20 protein-coding genes are annotated in these 20,828 nt (G+C 32.3%); 8 read left to right on the top strand and 12 right to left on the bottom strand.

Going from position 1 to position 20,828, the window contains the following annotated elements; all coding sequences use genetic code 11:
• Positions 1-97 precede the first annotated feature (97 nt).
• From BM246_RS00100 to BM246_RS00080, 5 genes are read left to right on the top strand one after another with little or no spacing between them, the layout of a single operon-like run.
• On the top strand, positions 98-1,342 hold the full coding sequence (locus tag BM246_RS00100) for a T9SS type A sorting domain-containing protein (protein ID WP_074935303.1): 1,245 nt from the start codon (positions 98-100) through the stop codon (positions 1,340-1,342).
• A 4-nt stretch (positions 1,343-1,346) separates the two neighbouring features.
• A complete protein-coding gene (locus BM246_RS00095; RefSeq protein ID WP_139221810.1) occupies positions 1,347-2,048 on the top strand; it encodes a hypothetical protein in 702 nt (233 codons plus the stop codon).
• A gap of 23 nt (positions 2,049-2,071) precedes the next feature.
• Positions 2,072-3,559: a hypothetical protein gene (locus BM246_RS00090; RefSeq protein WP_074935301.1), complete on the top strand. Its 1,488-nt coding sequence runs from the start codon at positions 2,072-2,074 to the stop codon at positions 3,557-3,559.
• Positions 3,560-3,569: 10 nt separating this feature from the next.
• Positions 3,570-4,151, top strand: coding sequence for a hypothetical protein (locus BM246_RS00085; protein ID WP_139221809.1), 582 nt, complete (start codon positions 3,570-3,572; stop codon positions 4,149-4,151).
• Between the two features lie 11 nt (positions 4,152-4,162).
• Complete coding sequence (locus BM246_RS00080) at positions 4,163-4,630, top strand: T9SS type A sorting domain-containing protein (RefSeq protein ID WP_074935299.1); 468 nt, start codon at positions 4,163-4,165, stop codon at positions 4,628-4,630.
• A 76-nt stretch (positions 4,631-4,706) separates the two neighbouring features.
• Here BM246_RS00080 and ribB read toward each other — a convergent pair whose 3' ends face one another.
• The 6 genes from ribB to tpx all read right to left on the bottom strand — a co-directional run bounded on the left by ribB (position 4,707) and on the right by tpx (position 11,968).
• Positions 4,707-5,867, bottom strand: coding sequence for a 3,4-dihydroxy-2-butanone-4-phosphate synthase (ribB, locus tag BM246_RS00075; protein WP_394345336.1), 1,161 nt, complete (start codon positions 5,865-5,867; stop codon positions 4,707-4,709).
• 14 nt (positions 5,868-5,881) lie between these two features.
• The gene (locus tag BM246_RS00070; RefSeq protein ID WP_081959086.1) at positions 5,882-7,846 is read right to left on the bottom strand and encodes an LptF/LptG family permease; all 1,965 of its coding nucleotides are present in this window, start codon (positions 7,844-7,846) and stop codon (positions 5,882-5,884) included.
• Positions 7,847-7,854: 8 nt separating this feature from the next.
• The gene (locus tag BM246_RS00065) at positions 7,855-8,490 is read right to left on the bottom strand and encodes an outer membrane lipoprotein periplasmic chaperone LolA1 (RefSeq protein WP_042498836.1); all 636 of its coding nucleotides are present in this window, start codon (positions 8,488-8,490) and stop codon (positions 7,855-7,857) included.
• A 12-nt stretch (positions 8,491-8,502) separates the two neighbouring features.
• The gene (locus BM246_RS00060; RefSeq protein WP_074935298.1) at positions 8,503-10,938 is read right to left on the bottom strand and encodes a DNA translocase FtsK; all 2,436 of its coding nucleotides are present in this window, start codon (positions 10,936-10,938) and stop codon (positions 8,503-8,505) included.
• A gap of 159 nt (positions 10,939-11,097) precedes the next feature.
• Entirely contained in the window at positions 11,098-11,469 is a 372-nt protein-coding gene (locus BM246_RS00055) for a diacylglycerol kinase (RefSeq protein WP_042498714.1), read from the bottom strand.
• Positions 11,462-11,968, bottom strand: a complete 507-nt coding sequence (tpx, locus tag BM246_RS00050; protein ID WP_042498717.1) for a thiol peroxidase — start codon at positions 11,966-11,968, stop codon at positions 11,462-11,464. The genes BM246_RS00055 and tpx overlap by 8 nt, the downstream gene beginning before the upstream one ends.
• A 522-nt stretch (positions 11,969-12,490) precedes the next feature.
• Here tpx and katG point away from each other — a divergent pair.
• Complete coding sequence (gene katG, locus BM246_RS00045) at positions 12,491-14,665, top strand: catalase/peroxidase HPI (RefSeq protein ID WP_074935297.1); 2,175 nt, start codon at positions 12,491-12,493, stop codon at positions 14,663-14,665.
• A gap of 68 nt (positions 14,666-14,733) precedes the next feature.
• The gene (locus BM246_RS00040) at positions 14,734-15,207 is read left to right on the top strand and encodes an ankyrin repeat domain-containing protein (protein WP_074935726.1); all 474 of its coding nucleotides are present in this window, start codon (positions 14,734-14,736) and stop codon (positions 15,205-15,207) included.
• A gap of 108 nt (positions 15,208-15,315) precedes the next feature.
• Here the strand turns inward: BM246_RS00040 and BM246_RS00035 are convergent, their stop codons facing one another.
• From BM246_RS00035 to BM246_RS00010, 6 genes are all read right to left on the bottom strand, one after another.
• Positions 15,316-16,539 (bottom strand): autotransporter outer membrane beta-barrel domain-containing protein, encoded by a 1,224-nt coding sequence (locus BM246_RS00035; RefSeq protein ID WP_074935296.1) that lies wholly within the window; start codon positions 16,537-16,539, stop codon positions 15,316-15,318.
• A gap of 102 nt (positions 16,540-16,641) precedes the next feature.
• Positions 16,642-17,418 carry a hypothetical protein gene (locus BM246_RS00030; RefSeq protein ID WP_074935295.1) on the bottom strand — a complete coding sequence of 259 codons (777 nt, stop codon included), beginning with the start codon at positions 17,416-17,418 and terminating at the stop codon, positions 16,642-16,644.
• A 137-nt stretch (positions 17,419-17,555) separates the two neighbouring features.
• The gene (locus BM246_RS00025) at positions 17,556-18,089 is read right to left on the bottom strand and encodes an Imm26 family immunity protein (RefSeq protein WP_074935294.1); all 534 of its coding nucleotides are present in this window, start codon (positions 18,087-18,089) and stop codon (positions 17,556-17,558) included.
• Positions 18,090-18,223: 134 nt separating this feature from the next.
• Entirely contained in the window at positions 18,224-18,952 is a 729-nt protein-coding gene (locus tag BM246_RS00020) for a hypothetical protein (protein WP_139221808.1), read from the bottom strand.
• A gap of 234 nt (positions 18,953-19,186) precedes the next feature.
• Complete coding sequence (locus BM246_RS00015) at positions 19,187-19,585, bottom strand: SMI1/KNR4 family protein (RefSeq protein WP_074935292.1); 399 nt, start codon at positions 19,583-19,585, stop codon at positions 19,187-19,189.
• Between the two features lie 206 nt (positions 19,586-19,791).
• Positions 19,792-20,313 carry a hypothetical protein gene (locus BM246_RS00010; RefSeq protein WP_074935291.1) on the bottom strand — a complete coding sequence of 174 codons (522 nt, stop codon included), beginning with the start codon at positions 20,311-20,313 and terminating at the stop codon, positions 19,792-19,794.
• Between the two features lie 245 nt (positions 20,314-20,558).
• Here BM246_RS00010 and BM246_RS00005 point away from each other — a divergent pair.
• A partial coding sequence (locus BM246_RS00005) for a transposase (protein WP_175489749.1) occupies positions 20,559-20,828 on the top strand: 270 nt, incomplete at its 3' end.

Genomic DNA, 20,828 nt, shown 5'->3' with positions numbered 1-20,828 from the left:
TATCTAAATGTTACGCATTTAGAGCATGGTAAATACATCTTAAATATAGTTTACAAAAATAAGATTATTAAAAAAATCAGCTTTAAAAAATAACGACATGAAAAAACTTTACCCTTTAGTATTTGCAATATGCTTTGCAGGAATTTCTAATTTATATGCACAAACCGAGTTTCGGTTAGATTCTACGCATGTTTATTCTTGGTATATCGACGATTGGTCGCACGATACTAGAGAGCTTTATACTTATGAAAATGGAGGCATTAAAGAAACAAATTTATTACGCTTGACTGGCAATGCGAGTGGTTGGGTTAATTATTACCAACGAAATAAAATATACAATTCTGCTAATAATTTAATAGAAAACATCCAACAAAATTGGGAATCTGGTGCTTGGATAGATAAATTGAGAGAAAGTTATGCTTATGATGATTTAGATAACCAAACGTCATACATATATGCTATTCTAGTCGGCGGCACTTGGGGCAACACTAAAAGAGAGGTTAAAACCTATGATAGTGGTAGGCTTATTTCTAAAACTTTTGAAAATGCTTATGTTGGTGCTGCTCTATTGCCTACAACGAGATATTTATATAATTATGATACATTAAGTAATGAGTTAAGCGAAGAAATAGAACAAACTTATTTTGCTGATGTTAATGTATGGCAAAACGTGCGAAAAATGAAGTATAGTTATACCTCTTTTGGCGCATTACACAAAGTAGAAGAAATTGGGTTTAATTCTCGAAACGGTGAGTTTAACAATTTCCCTACCCTTCAAACCTTATTTAGTTATAATGCTCTGCAGCAACTTACAGATCAAGTTGTGCAATTGCGTATAAATGATGAGTATAGGAATAACAGCCGTTTTGTATATGTGTACACGCTTGGTAATCAAACAGAATTGATAATTCAGGAATGGCATAATTTAAGTGAATCTTGGCAAAATAAGAGTAGACAATTACGAACTTTTGATACCGATAACAATGAAACTTCGCTTATTTACCAAAGTTGGGATATAGATACAGCAACATGGAAAGGTTTTGTACGTATAGATTCGTTCTGGAGTATGGCTGAAGATTTTGATATTACACTAAGCAATACGGAACCTATTGAAAAGGAGTCTGGTATATCGATTTACCCAAACCCAGCTACAAATTTTATAAATATAAATGCACTGGAAGAGGTGAAGTCTATAACGCTCTATAACCTTCATGGAAAGCAAATTTTATTTGATAACAACAAAACAAGGCTTGATGTAAGCCATTTGGCAGCGGGACTTTATGTGGCTAAAATAAATTTTGGAAACTCTATAAAAACAAAGAAAATACTAATTAAAAACTAAAAACATGAAAAACTTAATCAGCTTTGGTATTGCATTTCTAATGGTTTCAGTCAATTTAACCGCACAATGCACCGATATCAACACAAAAGAAATAGCCAACTATTTAAACGAAAAAGTTAAACCTAGGTTAGATATTAAACTAGATAGAACCGATGGGTTTGTTGCCATTAATGGCACCAGGCAAAATTTAGATCTTCAAGACATTAAAATCAGTCCAATTAAAAGGGAATGGACTTATTTTTTTCAGGATGTAAGGCGTGCAGATAGTAATTTTTGGTACGACTCAAAAAAAAATAGTTTTATACTGGACGTAAAATTTGAAAATAATGGCATTGAAATAAAAGGAAGGTGTGAAGGGTGTATAACAAATAGAATGAAGGATAGCCGTGCACCAGACATTGAGTGGAGAGCGCCACAAATACTACGTTTTACATTAAAACCTATAACCTATCAAAGATCTGTGTCTTTCGAGGTAACAGAAGTTGAAATGATTGGTAAGTTAGAAGGTGGTGGTTTAGCTAAGGTTATTAAAAATCTAACAGCAAACGTAGGCGGTATGGTAAGTAAAGATTTAAAAAGGTTTTTTGCAACAGATGTTACAAAGCGATTATTAAATGATGCTATGCGCCCGCTATTAAAATCTAAAAACACAGTCTCTGCAAATAGTGTATCACTAGCATCAACTAGTTTAAGAGTTTGTAAATAATTAAAAACTAAAATTAATCCATCATGAAAAAACTATCAATTATCCTCTTTATTCTTGTGAATTCAATCTTCACCTTTGCCCAACAAGGAATTAACTATAAAGCCATTATAAAAGATGTTAGTGGTAATGTATTAAGTAATTCGTACATGACGATACAATTTAGCATTCATCAAAATACAGAAACAGGTACTGTCGTGTACCAGGAAGATCATAATTATACCACCGATGCTAATGGCCTCGTAATATTAAGCATAGGTACAGATATTACACCAAGTATTGGCGATTTTAATAGTATAGCTTGGGGTAAATATGCTCATTTTTTGCAAACAAGTGTAACCTATAGTGGTGGTACTATTAATTTTGATGCTACCGAGTTTATGTCTGTTCCCTATGCTAAACACGCTGAAATAGCAGCTGTGGCCGAAAATGTATTTAGTGGCGATTATAACGATTTAATTAATCAACCAAACACCATACCTACAGGTTTAGAAACTATTGATGAAGGAAAAGGAACAGGTTGGAGATTGATAGGTAATAATCCTGAAAACTTTGGTTCTATTGGATACAGCTCTATTGATTTAAGTATTAGCGTTGAAAATTCAGATTTATATGGTGCGACAGGCTATGCTTCTTTTGCAATGGGAGTATTAACAGAAGCTTCAGGCCAGTATTCAACAGTAATGGGATTGTATGCAAAGGCTTTAGGTGTCTCTTCAACAGCAATGGGATCTGGAACATTAGCTTCAGGTGTTAATTCAACAGCAATGGGATCTGGAACAGAAGCTTCAGGTGACACTTCAGCAGCAATGGGATCTGAAACATTAGCTTCAGGAGAATCTTCAACAGCAATGGGGTTTGAAACACAAGCTTCAGGTTATTTTTCGACAGCAATGGGATTTAGAACACAAGCTTCAGGTAATAATTCAACAACAATGGGATCTGGAACAGAAGCATCGGGAGTCGCTTCAACAGCAATGGGATCTGGAACAGAAGCATCAGGTTCTTATTCAACAGCAATGGGACGTTCTACAAAGGCAAAATCCTATAATTCAATGGCAATTGGTCAGTATAATATAGGCGGCGGTAGTTCAGATCTTTGGCGTACTACAGATCCTCTTTTTGAAATAGGTAATGGTCTTAATCAAGATAATAAAAATAATGCATTAACGGTTTTAAAAAATGGTAACACAATTTTTGATGCAGAAGTACATACTAAAAACACGGGTAATGCTAATATGCTACCTATAGCTTATGGTCTTGTAGAATCTAATGGTAATATTTTGAATGGTACGGGAAATTTTACGGCGAGTATAACCGGTAATGTCTTTACCATAAATATAGATAATGAAACATTTACTCATGAAAATAATGTATGTTTTATTACTCCAATTTCAGGTGGTTTTAGAACATCTAGTATTAGTAGCTCCGGCGGTAATGTTACGGTTCGCATTTTTAATTCAGATGGAAATACTACGAGCACATCATTTCAATTTATGGTCTATAAACTTTAATCTAAAACTCATGCAAACATACAAATTCATCTTACTACTCGCCATACTTACTATGTCGTGTAAAAACGAAACTAAAACAGCAGAAGTTGAGAATAATACGCCAGAAATAGTTGAAAAGGAAACTCCAAGTGTAGCCAATAAAACATCAAAGGGCACTTTTCTTTGTAAAATTAACGGTAAAGACTGGAGTTACACTAAAGCGTCTGGAATTGTATTAACACATAAAAAAACAGGAATAGTTACTGCTATTGTCACGTTTACAAAGCAGTTAGAGAAAGGTAAGGAAACCTTGCAACTTTTTTATGATGGTGATACTAAGCAATTAGAAAAAGTATCGGTACATTTAAAACAGCCTACAAAAGAAGGAGGCAGAATGACTGCCATGTACCAGTTGCTTGTAAAAGGAGGGAAGCGACATCCTGAAAGTAAAATATCTGGAACGATAGATTTGTCTCATCCAACAACAGCCTCGGGTAATGCCGAAGTTTCTAAGATAAAAATGCTTTTTGAAGCCAACAAATTAGAAGATGAGAGTATGCAAATAATTTCACTTTCCTCTATTCAATTTAGTGGTATAGGATATTCTAAATAAAACGCACAATTATGAAAATTATAAAATTAACTTTAATGATAATTACCCTATGCACATGGTGTGGATATAGCCAATCAATTGAAAAATTTAGTATCGATTCGGGTGGCGCAGCTACTTCTGCGGGTGGTTTGCAAATACTATATGTTATTGGAGAGGTAAATGTAGCAGAGCAGATCTCTGGCGATTTTAGTATTTCTGAAGGATTTATAACTGGTGGTTTGTTACCTACTTTAGATGTTAATGATGTTGAAGTTTCTGCCTTTCAGATTAATATTTACCCAAACCCGGCGTCAGACGTATTGCATGTTTCATCTTCTGAACGCATTGATCACATGGAACTATTTAGTGTTTTAGGCGAAAAGGTAAAGCAAAATTATAATAGTGATGAGATTACTGTAAAAGGTTTAAGTACAGGAATCTATTTATTGAAAGTATTTAATAATAATAGATATATAACGAAGAAGGTAGTAATTAAATAGTGTTCTTGATTACATAACTAAAAAAGGCTTTAAATTTTAAATTTAAAGCCTTTTTTAATTCAATTAATTTGTGAAATTAATACTTCACATAATCAACAATCTCTAAACCATAACCAATTAAACCAACACGTTTGGTTTGTTCGGTATTAGAAATTAGGAGTAGTTTATGTATGTTTAAATCGTGTAATATTTGAGCACCAATACCAAAATCACGGTTGTCCATATTTATTTTCGGAGCCTTAGTAACCGATTCACCATTTTGGTTATCTTTCAAAAAAGCTAATCGGCTTAAAATATTCATTGATTGCGATTCTTGATTTATAAAGATAATAGCACCTTTTCCTTCTTTATTAATAACATTAAACATGTTTTCTAGTTGCGCATCTACGTTGTTAGTAAGCGTTCCTAAAATATCGTTATTTATAAGTGTAGAGTTTATTCTGGTTGGTACCGCTTCACCATCCGTCCAAGAACCTTTAGTTAAAGCAATGTGTACTTGGTTATTTGTAGTTTGTTTGTAAGCTCGCAATCTATAACTTCCAAAACGTGTTTCAATTTCAAAATCTTCTTTTTTCTCAATTAAAGAGTCGTGTTGCATTCTGTAAGCCACTAAATCTTCAATAGAAACAATTTTAATATCGTGTTTTTTAGCAATTTCAAACAGTTGTGGTAAACGAGCCATGGTACCATCTTCGTTCATAATTTCCACAATAAAACCAGCGGGCTCCAAACCTGCTAAACGTGCAAAATCAATAGCAGCTTCAGTATGTCCGGTACGTCTTAAAACACCTCCTTCTTTAGCAACTAATGGAAAAATATGTCCTGGTCGTGCTAAGTCATGTGGTTTTGTATCTGGATCAATTAAAGCTTGTATCGTTTTAGAACGATCTCCTGCCGAAATACCAGTAGTTACTCCATTGCCACGTAAATCTACAGAAACTGTAAAGGCTGTCTCCATAGGATCTGTGTTATTGCGTACCATCATACCTAAATCAAGTTCTTTACAACGAGTTTCTGTTAATGGGGCACAAATTAAACCACGACCATGGGTAGCCATAAAATTTATTACTTCTGGAGTTACTTTTTCTGCTGCAGCTAGAAAATCACCTTCGTTTTCTCTGTTTTCATCATCAACAACAATAATAACTTTTCCATTTCTAATGTCTTCAATAGCATCGTGAATGGTATTTAATTTAATATCTGGATTAGAAGCTTTGCTCATAGGTTCTGTAATCATTTTTTTTAATAGTGTTACTTTAAAGAATCTAAACAAAAACGTTTTAAGTCTTCTTTTAATTTATCATTCAATAAAGGGTAGGTAATCATGTAAAGCGGTAATCCTAGAATGAGTAAACCTACGTTAGGACGTCTTGCTTTTTTGTTTATATAGTTGTAAAAACTATTCAAATTTAAAATAGATTTTAAATAGTAAATAGCATACAGCGCAAAGGATACAATGCTTAATTGTATAGAGGCTGTAGCGAGTGGTAATAATTTATTGTTTTTAAATACGAAGAAGAGGATAAGTAATACAGCACCTGTTCCATAAAGAAAAATAGCAAATTTACTATGGTCTTTATAATCTTTTACTATCTTTTCAGAGGCAACGTACTTACTATCAATCGTTATTTTATTGGCTTCTTGTAACTCTTTAATGCTATGTCCGCGTTCATTTAAAATATTGAGCGCTTCGTAGCGGCAGTTTTCATCATGACCTAAGGCTTCATAATTTTCAACTACATCAGCAAGTTCATCATTTTTATAGCCACCTAAGAATCTAAAATCTACGCTATCTTTTTCTTTTATTTTGAATAATTTTTTAAGCGGTTCCGTAATACTTCCTAAATCAAAAATGCCTTTATCTGCTGTAGCACGTTTAGTTAAATAAACACCTAATGGCAGCATAATAAGAGTAGAAAACCAACTAGCCAATACAGGGTTGAAATCACCAGTTTTGGCAGAGTTTGTAGCGAAAATACCAATAAAGTGATAACTTAAAAATAGTAAAATAGCAATTACCATTGGTAGACCAATACCACCTTTTCTAATTAACGCACCCAACGGAGCACCAACGAAGAAGAGGATAATACAAGCTATACCAAGAGCGAATTTTTCGTGAAACGAAATAATGTGTCTATTAAAATTGGTTTTAGCTATTTTATAAGTTTTAATTTTTTGACTAACAGTTTGCTGTGTACTAGCCGCACCTTTTAGGGTAAGCTCTACTAATTTTATTTTATCCGATGTTTCAAAAACATCTAGAATAGGACCAGTGTAAATGGTATCGATATCTTTTTTAGTATTTCTATAAACCTTATTAACGCTAGAGCGGTTCATTAAGTTTTTAGCAAGACCAGCATTTTCGTTTTTCTGCTTAACAATTAACGAGTCCATAGCCGTATTTAAATCTACAACATCAAGCATGCTGTATTTATCGGTTTGAGATTGCTCGTCCATATCGACCTCATTAAGGTTAGATAAATCGATATTTATAATATACTTTTCAAAAGTACTTTTTGCAAAAGGTTTTTTCTCTTTACTCTTTCTATTTTTAGTAGCGATATCACTGTAATAGTTTCCATCAAATAAAATTAGTTTTAAAACATTAGAGTCGGGCTCACTAGCCAACTCTCCAGTTTTCGACTTAATAGTTGTTGCATTTGTACGGCCATCTGCTGCTTTTAAGTGGATAGTAACATCGTCTAAATATTGGTCACGATCACCATGTTTTTTGGTAAATTTAATGTTATAGTTATCTACTTCGTTAAATTGACCTTCGGCAAGTAACATGGCTGGTTTCATTTTAGCAATATTACGTCGGAGATTATAAGAGTTAACTTCGGCCCATGGAATAACATTGTTCGCAAAGAAAAAGGTAAGAATACCAAGCCCTACAATAAAAACACTTAAACCAGACATGGCACGTTGCAATGAAATACCTGTAGATTTCATGGCGGCAAACTCGTAGTTTTCTGCAAAGCTACCAAACACCATTATAGATGAAAGTAAAATGGTAAGCGGTAATACCAATGGTATAAGCTTTGGCATAAAATAAACTAAGAACTTCAAAATTACACCTATTTCTAGGTCTTTACCTGCAAGTTCTTTAATGTATAGCCAAATGGTTTGTAAAACAAAAATCAGCATGAGTATAATAAACACGCTGAAAAAAGTTTTTAGGTAAGTTGTTAGTATGTAACGGTCTAATATTTTCAATGGAATACCTAATCTAGTTTATTGATATAATAGTCTGAATATTTATTCGCATCAAAGGTAAATAAGGTTTTCGATAAAGTCTCGTTTGTTTTAAAAGAATTTACAGTAAGAGTCGTTTTCGTATTATTTTTTCCAATTTGAATTAAATTGTAAATGTTTTTAGTTTTAGAATCTATACCTAATAAAATAGTTTTAATTTCAGAACTAGAATCAATAGGTGTTAATTTCACGTATTGAATTTTTCTACCATTCATGTTTTGCTCAATATCTAAAGCGTAGGTATAACCATCTTCGTAAAAAGATAACATTTTACTTGGTGTAATGGCATCGTTCTCATCATCATTTTCTTCAGAGATGGTTACTTCTTCATCTTCTGGACTAATGCTGTACAATGTTTTACCATCGAATAAACGTGTGATACCTAAAATATTAAGTTTATAACGATCACCTTGCATAACAACGTCACCTTTAGTCACTTGTTTTAAATTTTCAGCAGTGTTTTCTAACACATACTTAAAATCGATTGAAATGTTATCGTAACTTTTTACTTTTTGAGAGACTTCATTCAACAGTGCTTTTCCTTTGTTTTGAGCAAAGGCGTTAACTGAAAGGGTAATTAATAAAAGTGCAATAATTTTCTTCATTTTCATTTTAAATTATATTTCATTTTCTAAATGCTGATCTAATGCTATTAAATCGGTTACTAACACTTGTCTGGCTTTACTACCTTCAAACGGACCAACAATACCTGCGGCTTCTAATTGATCTATAATTCGGCCGGCACGATTGTATCCTAATTTCAATTTTCGTTGTAATAACGAAGCAGAACCTTGTTGTGCTGTAACGATAACTATAGCAGCATCTTTAAAGAGTTTATCTCTATCTGATATATCTATATCAAGACTTGTGCCACTTTCTTCACCAACAAATTCTGGTAATAGATAAGCCTCAGGATAAGCCTTTTGCGCACCAATAAAGTCTACTATTTTTTCAACTTCTGGTGTGTCTACAAAGGCACACTGTATTCTTATCATATCATTACCTTGCGTATAAAGCATATCTCCACGACCAATAAGTTGGTCGGCTCCTCCGGCATCTAAAATAGTACGCGAATCGATTTTACTAGATACTCTAAAGGCAATACGTGCTGGGAAATTCGCTTTAATAATACCCGTAATTACATTAACAGAAGGACGTTGCGTGGCAATAATTAAGTGAATACCAATGGCACGTGCTAACTGTGCTAATCGGGCAACTGGTGTTTCTACTTCTTTACCAGCCGTCATAATTAAATCGGCAAACTCATCAACAACCAAAACAATGTAAGGTAAGTATTGATGCCCATCATTAGGGTTTAGTTTTCTAGCTTTAAATTTAACGTTGTATTCTGCTATATTTCTACAAAGTGCATTTTTTAGCATTTCGTAACGGTTATCCATTTCTATACACAATGAGTTTAGCGTATGGATAACTTTAGTATTATCTGTAATAATAGCATCAGCTTCGTCTGGAAGTTTTGCTAAATAATGACGTTCAATTTTGTTGAAAAGTGTAAGCTCTACTTTTTTAGGATCTACTAAAACAAATTTAACTTCAGCAGGGTGCTTTTTATAAAGTAATGAGGTTAAAACGGCATTTAAACCAACCGATTTACCTTGCCCTGTTGCACCAGCCATAAGCAAGTGAGGCATTTTAGCTAAATCGACCACAAAGGTTTCATTACTAATAGTTTTACCTAAAGCAATAGGTAAGTGCATTTCTGAGGCCTGAAATTTCTTTGAAGCGATAACAGAACGCATAGAAACTATGGTTGAGTTTTTGTTTGGTACCTCAATACCAATAGTACCTTTACCAGGAATTGGAGCAATAATACGAATACCTAAAGCCGCTAAAGACAGTGCAATATCGTCTTCTAAATTTTTAATTTTAGAAATACGCACACCAGCTTCTGGTACAATTTCGTAAAGGGTTACTGTTGGTCCGATAGTCGCTTTAATACTCGCGATACCAATTTTATAATTATTTAAAGTTTCAACAATTTTGTTTTTGTTGCTTTCTAATTCTTCTTGATTAATGGTAATACCACCAGTATCATATTGTTTTAATAAATCTAAAGGAGGAAATTGATATTTACCAAGTTCTAGAGTAGGATCAAACTGTCCAAAATCTTCAACTAACTTATTGGCTAAATTGTCGGTTTCTGAAACTTCTTCAGCAACTTTAACCACTTTCATTTCTAAATCTTCTTCTTCAACTTCTTCTTCAGCAACTTTAACTACAAGAGGTGTTTTATCTTCAACTATAACTTTTTCAACCGTAATTTTTTCAATTTTAGATTTTACAGGAGCCTCTACAGGTTCTAGTGGTGCTTCAATTGGTTTTTCTTCCTCTTCAGAGATATTAAAAGTAGATTTGAAATCTTCGGCTTCTTCAGATAAATTATTATCTAAAGGCACGATAATATCTTCTTTCATATCCGATAACTCACTCTTTAGATTACTCTTAGCCGATTTAAATTGATTTGCAATACTTTCAAACGTCACTTTAAAACGAATAGCTAAATATGTAATTAAACCAAAAACGAGTAGGAGTACAACACCTATTTTACCAATATAATCTTGAAGGTAACTGTTAATTTCGAAACCTATTGTACCACCAAGAATAGCGTTTTTATTTCCGAAAAACCCTAAAAGAATAGACGACCAAATAATAATTAATACACCCCAAAACCAATGTCTTCTTAGTTTCTCTTTATTGATGTTCATTAAAACATACACACCAGATAGGCACATAAGGCCGGCAAATATAAAAGAAGGCAAGCCAAAACCACGTTGAATAAAGAAATCACTTAACCATGCACCAGATTTACTTAACCAGTTTTCTGTTTCTATGTCGCGATCTGCAAAATGAGATAAGCTACTTTGGTCTGTTTCTCCTGTAAAAAAGAATGATATAAATGAAATAGCTAGGCTTATGCCAAGCGTAATTAAAAAGCTGCCTAATACTAGTTTTTGTTGATTAGACAATTTAAAACTAGGTAGTTCTGCTTTTTTACGAGGTGCTTTTTTAGGTTTAGTTTTACTTTTCGCCATTAATGCGTTTAGATTTCATGATTGAGGTCTTGAAGCGAGTTCAAAGATGTCATTATATTTATAACGACACAAAAATACAAATTACTAACGTTAACGAAACTATATTTCAAAAAATTGCAGAGCAAACTTTTAATTAACTCAATTTTAAAAGAGGATTGTCTAGAAAATTTTAGGAATATAAATAATAAGGCCGATAATAGAGGTGAAGATTGCTGCAATAAATACAGCTCCGGCCGCAATATCTTTTATTAAACCTATTTTTTCGTGATGTTCTGGATGAATAAAATCGGCAATAGCTTCAATGGCCGTATTAACACCTTCGGCACACATTACTAAAGCAATGGCCAATAGTTGAATAAGCCACTCGGTAGTAGATATATTGTAGTAAAACCCAGCAATAGTCACGATAACGCCGAGTGTAAATTGAATTTTAATGCTGGCTTCGGTTTTAAGGAGCAATACTGCACCCTTAAAAGCAAAGCCAACACTTTTTAATCTATTTACTAAAAAAGATTCCTTTTTGTTACGCATCTAAAAGAGCTTCTAAAGCAGCTTTGTAGTTAGGCTCTTCTGTAGTTTCTGCAACTTGTTCTGTGTATAAAACAGTTCCTTTTTCATCTAAAACAACAACGCTTCTAGAGTGTAAACCTTCTAATGGGCCATCGATAAAATCTAAACCGTAAGCTTTACCAAAATCTCCTGTTTTAAAATCAGACAAACTCACAACATCATTTAAACCTTCTGCACCACAAAAACGCGCATTAGCAAATGGTAAATCGCGAGATACACATAATACTTTAGTGTTTTCTAGTTCGCTAGCTTCACGGTTAAATTCGCGAACAGATGTTGCGCAAGTACCTGTATCTACACTAGGGAATATGTTTAAAACTACTTTGCTACCAGCAAAATCGCTTAATTTTTTTGTTGATAAATCATTTGCTGTTAAAGCAAAATCAGGTGCTTTTGTTCCTTTTGCAGGAAGATTTCCTGATGTATGTATTGCACCACCTTTTAATGTTACTGTTGCCATTATTTTATGTTTTATTAATTGTGTTGTAAAATTAAGAATAATAAGATGTTTAAACTATTTGTTTAATCTTTTTTTAATACTTATGCTTGAGATTAAATCACTACAAATCAAATAAATGTATATGGCTAAGCGTTAATAAAGTGTTAAAGCGTAAATAATTCTAAACCAATTACGACTAAGCTCCGTAGATGTAGGAGAAAGCATATAATTAGGGCTTTAGGAAAGCAATAATTATAACACCTTTAAAATAAAAGGAATACAGAATCGATTTAATTAATGCTATAATATTACGATTATCTTAATTTACTAGGGATTTATTAAGATTATATGGGAAAGCTGCTTCAAACTGAAGCGGCTTTTTTTTGTTCCATAAGTTAGGTTTGCGTAAATTTAGAGACAGATAACGGAACTCGGTATAAGAATTACTTATGATAAAATAAAAACAATCAATTTTATTTATCGTTTTTAAGTTTAGTAATAGAGTAATTTTATCAAAAATTAAAACGTAAAAATTTATATCATATGGATCATAACAACGGCGGTGACATGGGCAAATGTCCTTTTATGCAAGGCGCAATTACTACAACCGAAAAAACAGTAACAGATTGGTGGCCAAACACACTTAATCTAGACATTTTACACCAACAGGATACAAAAACAAATCCGTTAGGTGCAGATTTTGATTACCAAGAAGAACTGAAAAAATTAGATGTAGACGCTTTAAAGAAGGATGTACACGATTTTATGACAGATAGCCAAGATTGGTGGCCTGCAGATTGGGGACACTATGGTGGTTTAATGATTAGAATGGCATGGCACGCAGCAGGTTCATATAGATTAGCAGATGGTCGTGGCGGCGGTGGTACAGGTAACCAACGTTTTGCACCTTTAAACTCTTGGCCAGATAATGCCAGTTTAGATAAAGCGAGACGTTTACTTTGGCCAATTAAGAAAAAATATGGTAATACAGTAAGTTGGGCCGATCTTATTATTTTGGCAGGAACTATTGCTTACGAAAGCATGGGCTTAAAAACCTATGGTTTTGCCTTTGGTCGTCAGGATATTTGGCATCCAGAAAAAGATGTGTATTGGGGCGCAGAAAAAGAATGGTTAGCACCAAGTGACGAGCGTTACTCAGATGTAGATCATCCGGATACTATGGAAAACCCATTAGCAGCCGTACAAATGGGATTAATTTACGTAAACCCAGAAGGTGTAAACGGTAAACCAGATCCATTAAAAACGGCTCTACAAGTTAGAGAAACGTTTAAGCGTATGGCCATGAACGATGAGGAAACAGTGGCTTTAACAGCTGGTGGACATACCGTTGGAAAAACACACGGAAATGGAGATGCTAGTATTTTAGGTCCAGACCCAGAAAGTGCAGATGTAGAAGAGCAAGGTTTAGGTTGGTCTAATCCAACAAAATCGGGTAAGGGTAGATATACGGTTACTAGTGGTTTAGAAGGTGCTTGGACTACAAACCCAACAAAATGGGATAATGGCTTTTTCGAAATGTTATTTAACCATGATTGGGAACTACGTAAAAGTCCAGCAGGAGCACACCAATGGGAACCTATAAACATTAAGGAAGAAGATATGCCTGTAGATGTTGAGGATATGACGACTAAGCATAACCCAATGATGACAGATGCTGATATGGCCATGAAAATGGATCCTATATATAAAGAAATTTCATTGCGATTTAAAAATGATTTTGATGCCTTTTCTGATGCTTTTGCACGTGCTTGGTTTAAATTAACACACCGTGACATGGGACCAAAAGATCGTTGGTTTGGACCAGATGTACCACAAGAAGAGTTAATTTGGCAAGATCCAATTCCAAAAGGAAATTACGATTATAATGTTGAAGCTGTAAAAGCTAAAATTGCTGCTACAGGTTTAAGTATTTCAGAATTAGTATCTACCGCTTGGGATAGTGCAAGAACCTTTAGGGGATCGGATTTTAGAGGTGGAGCAAACGGAGCACGTATTCGTTTAGAGCCACAAAAAAACTGGGCAGGTAACGAGCCAGCGCAATTACAAAACGTATTGTCTGTTTTAGAACCTATTGCTGCAGAATTTGGTATTAGCATTGCAGATACTATTGTTTTAGCTGGTAATGTTGGTGTAGAAAAAGCCATTAGAAAAGCCGGTATGGTTGTAGATGTGCCTTTTGCACCAGGTAGAGGCGATGCATCGCAAGAGATGACAGATGTAGAATCTTTTGAGTCTATGGAGCCGCTTGCAGATGGTTACAGAAACTGGCAGAAAAAAGAGTATGTGGTTAGCCCAGAAGAAATGTTGCTAGATAAAACACAATTACTTGGCCTAACAGCTGCTGAAATGACGGTTTTAGTAGGAGGTATGCGTGTTATGGGAACCAACTATGGTGGAACTAAACATGGTGTGTTTACAGAAAATGAAGGCGCTTTAACAAACGATTTCTTTGTAAACTTAACGGATATGATTTTCGAATGGAAATCACTTAACAACGGTATTTACGAAATTAAAAATCGTAAAACTGGCGAAGTTAAATTTACCGCAACTCGTGTAGATTTAGTATTTGGTTCAAATTCTATTTTGCGCGCTTACGCGGAAGTTTACGCTCAAGACGATAGCAAGGAAAGGTTTGTAAAAGACTTTGTATCTGCTTGGACAAAAGTGATGAACGCAGATCGTTTCGATATAAAATAATAACATTAAACATAGATTTTAGAGGAATGGTTTTTATAGCCATTCCTTTTTTTATAAAAAAAATCCAAATGAAAGACATTAATAACTTATTTGAAAGCATAAAAAACAGAGACATTTTAACTCTAAAAAACTTACTATCAGAAAATCCTAAATTAGCCGAAGCTACAGACGAGCGTGGCTTTACACCTTTAATTTTAGCGACCTATTTTGATAACGAAGCTGCAACAAAAACATTAGTAGAACACCAAGCACCTATTAACGCTAAAGATGCCTCAGGAAACACCGCTTTAATTGGTGTGAGTTTTAAAGGTAACGTGGCTTTTGCTAAATATTTAATTGAAAACGGTGCCGATTTAAACGAAGTGAATACCAACGGAACCACAGCGTTAATCTTTGCTACACAATACAACAAAGTAGACATTGTTAAACTACTTTTAGAGCATAATGCTGATAAAACTATAAAAGATAACGCAGGAAAAACGGCTTTAGCTTACGCTGAAGAAAAGAAGTTTACCGAAATGGTTGCGCTTTTGAAACAATAGAAGTAGAGATTAATTATAATGAAAACGGAGATTAAAACGTGCTTGTAATAAGGCTGGTTTTAATCTCCGTTTTTTTGTAGAATTTTTTTTCTTTTTATGAGGATACTTTTAGAATAAAGAATATCCTAATATTACAGAGAAGGTCTTATAGTTTGAATCGTAATAAACATAATCCGATAAAATTTCTCTATCTGGTTGAAAACGAAATTGTAAGCTGTATTTATCATTGTACTTGTAACCAATACCTAAACCTATATTAGGATATGCATTAATATCTAAGTTGCTTAATTCAGTATTGTCTCCTCTTTTAAATGTAACTGAAGAGCTTGAACTAAAATCAAAAATATAAGAGATATCAACAAAAATCTTAGAATTATCATTGATAAAAAAATAATGCCTTAAACTTAATGGCACTTCAATGGAAGTATAATCTACATTAGCTATTAACACACCTCCAGAAACGATACTGCTTTCAGAAGTTTGTTCGTTTTTGTAGCTTTGGAATGTAGGTTCTAGAGTAATAGCCCATTTATTTTTATTAAAAGGAAGAATAAACTCAGCTTCTAAACCTAATCCAAACCCTGTTTTATTATCAAAATCGGCATCTTGCGGATTGTTAGAATCTTGACGAATTGATAATGATGTGCTATTTACTCGCGGTCTAATCGTTAAATTAAATAGATTACCAATTCGCTTTTGTTGAAAATTAGTTAATTCACTATTGTGGCATTCACTGTATTCAGTAAAAAATCGGACTAAGTCATTTTTCTTATAACTTACATTTTCAATTTTACTCATTTTAAAATCCGGACAAGGTAAATCAACCCATAATTGTTGTCTAAATCTATTATTTTTATGGATTTTATCATCTGGAGATTTATAACTTTTGAATATTAATTGGCTAATATCAGATGTTTCTGTGCTGTAAAAATAACGTTTCAAGTTACCTTCAATATATTCATATAAGCTAGCCTTACCTTCAATTAATACTTTTAAAAAATGTTCTTCCTCATTAAAAGTAGGGGCTTTATCTTTACTTAAATTACTAACGCTCTCGCTAGATCTATCCATACTTACTGTCTTCTTTATATATTTTGAAGATGTACCAATAGCAAATTCTTTAATTGTTTTTATGGTGGCTATTTTAGATTCGCCAGTTTCTGTTAGTTTATATTCAAATTCGGTTGGGTTATTTTTTCTGTCGGTATCCTTAATTAAACAATTAACCTTTTGATTGGCGTTGTCAATATAATAGCCTTTTTCAAAAGAAATTTGAGAATAAGAGCTAAAACTTAAAATGGTTACTAAAAGAAATAAAAGTTGTTTTTTCATTGTTATTAATTGGTTTATAGATAAATTATTGGAGATTATGGTTGATAATGAATTTTTAAATTTTGTACTCAAATCTAATATTTGTTCTTAAATGCAATGTGTTTATTTCATTAATTCTATTTGAAATTCTGCCGCATTAAAAGCCATTTTTAAACCTAGTATGCTAGGTTCTTGTGGATGTTCTGCAAATAGTTCATTCAAGTATTTGGCTTGTTTCACCACGCTACTACTATCTCTTAAATACATGTGATACTTTAGCAGAACCAAATTAGCCAATATTTTGTCCGAAATATTTAAGTTCTTTTCTTTTAGAATATCATCAATGGTACTTTTTATTTTCCCGTCGTTTTCTGGTAATTCATCCAATAAATAAGCTTGGGCTAAATTAGGCTTAGATTTAGCTGAATAATCACTCTTATCAGACATGTTTAGTCTGTAAGTCATTTTGTTGCCATTTAGAAAATACCATCGCGTATAAGAATCATTCGCGATGTCTATTTCTTTTTCAAATAGTTGTTTTCTTGTATTCCAGTTTGTATATGCAACTAAAAGCTCATGGCCATCGTCTGTTTCAAGAATAGCCATTTTTATTAAATAATTTCTATCTCCTGGTTTTTCAATCTCAATTTCTAAAGGCGTTTCTACTGAAACATACGTTTTTATAGCTTTCAATATAGACAAAACATCTTCTGTACTTGCCATTGGAAACAAATTCTCTCGTAAAAATAAATCAATATAGAGATAATGTGTTAAATAGAAATCATCGGCTGTTAGATAGTTAGCTTCATTAAGTTGATCCGATTTTATTATAATTTTTTCAGATTGAGTATATCCAAAACTAGTTATGAAAATTGTGGCTATTAATAATATTTTATGCATGTTTTTAGTTTGTAATTTTTAGAGGGAGAATTATAATTTTTATAAAATTAGATTGAATTAAGTCTTTTACAAATTATAAATCAATACTATTTTTTGATGGTTTTTAGAGAAGGGCTTTAGCTAAAATTTATTGGGTTTTACTTGTTTTTTACCATGGTACTTTTGTTGTGCGTTCGGCTTTCTTCAAGTCGTTTTAATATTCTATTTTCTAAATCAATAGGAAACCATACAGTTGAAAATTCATATCCTTTAAGTTTCAATTCCTCTCTTGTAATTGGAGTTTCTTTTTTTGTACTAAAATCTCTCAATCTAAATCCGATACCTCCAAATACCATTTTAAGGTTATTGTAGTTTGAATCTTTATATTTATCATAGTTTTCAGTTTGTTCGATTATTTTCCACCTTTTCTTAATAATTCCATCCCAGAATATTTGAATAGGTGAATACATAATTCCAGAATTTATTACTTGTTTTAAATCTGAATTAGCACAACCGATGTAGTTGAAAATTTCCACTAAAACAGAAGAACTTGTTTCTATGACTCTTCCAAACGCAAAGTTTTTAGATAAATCATCTTTTGTCAGTTTCACTTTCAGTTTCCAATCATCTTTTGGCATAAATAAGGGAATACAAAATACTACTCCTATTATTTTATCTTTATTGACTTTCATTCATTTTTTTTATCTAATGCACAACGTTTATGTATAAGAATAGTTGCGGCTTTGTATGCGAAGATTTTCGGAAGGAAAATTAGAAGCTAGCAAACAAAGTAACAAACTTTGGTTAAGTTAAAAGCTGCATTTTTTTATATATTTTGTTGTAAAACATTTTTTGTATTTAACCTCATTATATTTATAAATTCTTCTGGACTTATATTTAATGCGGTTAAATCTATTTCAATAATACCTTTTGTAATAGTACCAACAATAATTTTATGTTCACTAACACTAGTACTATTTGCCTTTAATATTCCAAAGTCAACAATGTTGTTCCAGTTCAGTTTGTTTCCGTGATATTCGATTCCGTCTTTTGTAATAGATATTTTAATTTTGTGTTGCATGAAATATGCTCGATAGGTAAGGACACTGATGAATATAAGCATAAATGCAAATCCAGCTAAAACTCCGTTTTCAACTGTTAAATTTATTATGTCTTTATAGTTTACAAAGAAGACATAAGCCATTGCTAAACACATTAGAATTAAAATGGCTTTATCATGAGCAACATTATTTTTCAAATTCAAGTTATGAGTTTTGTCGACAGAACTAAATTTGGGGTTTCTAGAATTCGATGGTTTAATAAATGAAGATTCACTAAAAAATTTCTCGAAACTATTCGTTGCATATTTATCATTAACTTCATCCTCAAACCTTTTCTTATATTTTTTAAATTCCGCTTTGTCTTGGTCAAAAGTTGAGCAATTATCTTTAAAATCAGCAATATTATTAGTCAAAGAACAGATAAGTCCTTTTTCTAAATTCCTTTTTCTGTTCGTGCAAATTTTACAAAATGATAAATGATATTCTCTATTCACTAGGTTTTGGTTAAATGTTTTACGACGGTTATATATATGGTTTGTTGCGTGGGTTAAGTCACTAAATTAGTAAATAAAACCTGTAACATTGGGGAATCCGAAGGAATTTCCAAACAAGCTAAGACTAGCAATAAAATATATACTGTGTTGTTCATAGTTATTTCCTTCAGATAGACTTCCAAACTTTTTGTTTTGGATATTTTTCATGTTTTTTCACATCAATCTTTTGTTAATTTAAATATGATATTTTAAATAATCTCCTATGGATTTGTGTTTTTGAAGTTTTTCATTTTCCCAATCTAATTCATATTTTTCTTCATTGAATAACTCTCCAGCAATATCGTGGTCTAAAAAGAAAACTCTTTTGTCGTTATTGATGGTTGATATAAATGAGTAATTACCACAACCATCTTCACCTATACAAATCTTATTGCGGAACATTCCTTTGTCAGTTGGAATTTTAAAAAGATTCTTATTTGTATTAATAATTATATCTGAATCAGAATATAGTATAAGTTCAAAAGAATCGTTTATCAATTCTTTGATTAAATTGTTTTTTTCTAGATGAAATTTAACAAAGAAATCGGGTAGTTTAACTTTTAATTCTTTCTCTATTTTTATTAAATCAATCATTTTTTTTAATTATGTACAACGGTCTAGTGAATGAAACGTAGCGTATATAAAAATACCAACTTTTCGGATTAACATAAATCCGAATTTTTATGTTGTGTCTTATTTTTTTTGTCTTATAAGCCAAATTTAAAAATTTGGAGGTCTTCTAGATAAGCACAAAAATTTCGATTTAACAACTATTAGCTGTGTTTTATACACCGTGTTACCTACAGTATTTTTAATTTTTTCGCTATTTCCATTTCCCATTCATCATTGTTTTCAAATTTTTTATTTAATTCTTCTTTGGGTAAATTTCTAAGTTTAAATAATTCAGCAGTTTGTTCAAATCCAATTTTATTGCCGATTTCAATATATTCTTTCTGTGTAATTTCGTCTTCAAGATATAAATCAAAGCAATTTATCATAATATCTAGAAGTAGGTGATTCCAATTTTGCCCATAAGAATTATATATTTCATCATTTTCAAGTTCGAAATGGATTATTTTTTTAACCTTATCGTTATATAAAAAAACATAAAAAGACTCTCCTTCATCATAGATTGGTATAACATTAAACCCTTTTAAGATTTCATAATAAGATATGTCTGGTATATAACTATAAGCATTTGTTACATATTCTACGGTAAATTCTAATTCAGGAATTTTACCAATATTATCAATAAACAATTTAGGTGCACCAAATTTTAATAATTTAGATTCTCTTTCTTCTATCGGAATTAGTTTATTCATATGTTAGGTAACGTTTAGGCTATGGTTAGTACGGGGATTAAAATTCTGAATTTCCGATTAAGCACTTAGCCAAAACTTTTTATTTTGTTTTATCTTTTTCTTTATAAAGCCAAATCAAAAAGATTTGGCGGACTTAGTTAAAAGCTCTAAACTTTGGGTTAAGCACGAAAACCCGTATTAATTATAGCCATTGTGCCTGTTGCACAACGTGTTGTTAAATATACAGAAATTTCGTATATTTAGTAATGCAAGGCACAAAAATATATCAAGAGAAATTATTCAGCAATTTTCAGTTGAGTAGTCGGGTTCCCCAAGACAATTTTTATAGACGATTATCTTGTGTTTTAGATTTGGAATTTCTACGGAATCAGACAAAAATCTATTACGGAAACTGTGGACAAAAAAGTTTAGATCCGGTTGTATTCTTCAAGTTCTGTTTAGTAGGTTATTTAGAGAATATCACCAGCGACCGAAAATTAATAGACCATTGCAGTTTGCGATTAGATATTCTTTAT

It is taken from the genome of Algibacter lectus, assembly GCF_900112395.1.
Lineage (GTDB): Bacteria > Bacteroidota > Bacteroidia > Flavobacteriales > Flavobacteriaceae > Algibacter > Algibacter lectus.
This window is presented reverse-complemented; position numbering and strand designations above follow the sequence as displayed.

Bases quoted from the DNA above. Each gene is read 5' to 3' on its own strand.
- BM246_RS00100 (WP_074935303.1), top strand. From the start codon at position 98: ATGAAAAAACTTTACCCTTTAGTATTTGCAATATGCTTTGCAGGAATT.
- BM246_RS00095 (WP_139221810.1), top strand. From the start codon at position 1,347: ATGAAAAACTTAATCAGCTTTGGTATTGCATTTCTAATGGTTTCAGTC.
- BM246_RS00090 (WP_074935301.1), top strand. From the start codon at position 2,072: ATGAAAAAACTATCAATTATCCTCTTTATTCTTGTGAATTCAATCTTC.
- BM246_RS00085 (WP_139221809.1), top strand. From the start codon at position 3,570: ATGCAAACATACAAATTCATCTTACTACTCGCCATACTTACTATGTCG.
- BM246_RS00080 (WP_074935299.1), top strand. From the start codon at position 4,163: ATGAAAATTATAAAATTAACTTTAATGATAATTACCCTATGCACATGG.
- ribB (WP_394345336.1), bottom strand. From the start codon at position 5,867: ATGATTACAGAACCTATGAGCAAAGCTTCTAATCCAGATATTAAATTA.
- BM246_RS00065 (WP_042498836.1), bottom strand. From the start codon at position 8,490: ATGAAGAAAATTATTGCACTTTTATTAATTACCCTTTCAGTTAACGCC.
- BM246_RS00060 (WP_074935298.1), bottom strand. From the start codon at position 10,938: ATGGCGAAAAGTAAAACTAAACCTAAAAAAGCACCTCGTAAAAAAGCA.
- BM246_RS00055 (WP_042498714.1), bottom strand. From the start codon at position 11,469: ATGCGTAACAAAAAGGAATCTTTTTTAGTAAATAGATTAAAAAGTGTT.
- tpx (WP_042498717.1), bottom strand. From the start codon at position 11,968: ATGGCAACAGTAACATTAAAAGGTGGTGCAATACATACATCAGGAAAT.
- katG (WP_074935297.1), top strand. From the start codon at position 12,491: ATGGATCATAACAACGGCGGTGACATGGGCAAATGTCCTTTTATGCAA.
- BM246_RS00040 (WP_074935726.1), top strand. From the start codon at position 14,734: ATGAAAGACATTAATAACTTATTTGAAAGCATAAAAAACAGAGACATT.
- BM246_RS00035 (WP_074935296.1), bottom strand. From the start codon at position 16,539: ATGAAAAAACAACTTTTATTTCTTTTAGTAACCATTTTAAGTTTTAGC.
- BM246_RS00030 (WP_074935295.1), bottom strand. From the start codon at position 17,418: ATGCATAAAATATTATTAATAGCCACAATTTTCATAACTAGTTTTGGA.
- BM246_RS00025 (WP_074935294.1), bottom strand. From the start codon at position 18,089: ATGAAAGTCAATAAAGATAAAATAATAGGAGTAGTATTTTGTATTCCC.
- BM246_RS00015 (WP_074935292.1), bottom strand. From the start codon at position 19,585: ATGATTGATTTAATAAAAATAGAGAAAGAATTAAAAGTTAAACTACCC.
- BM246_RS00010 (WP_074935291.1), bottom strand. From the start codon at position 20,313: ATGAATAAACTAATTCCGATAGAAGAAAGAGAATCTAAATTATTAAAA.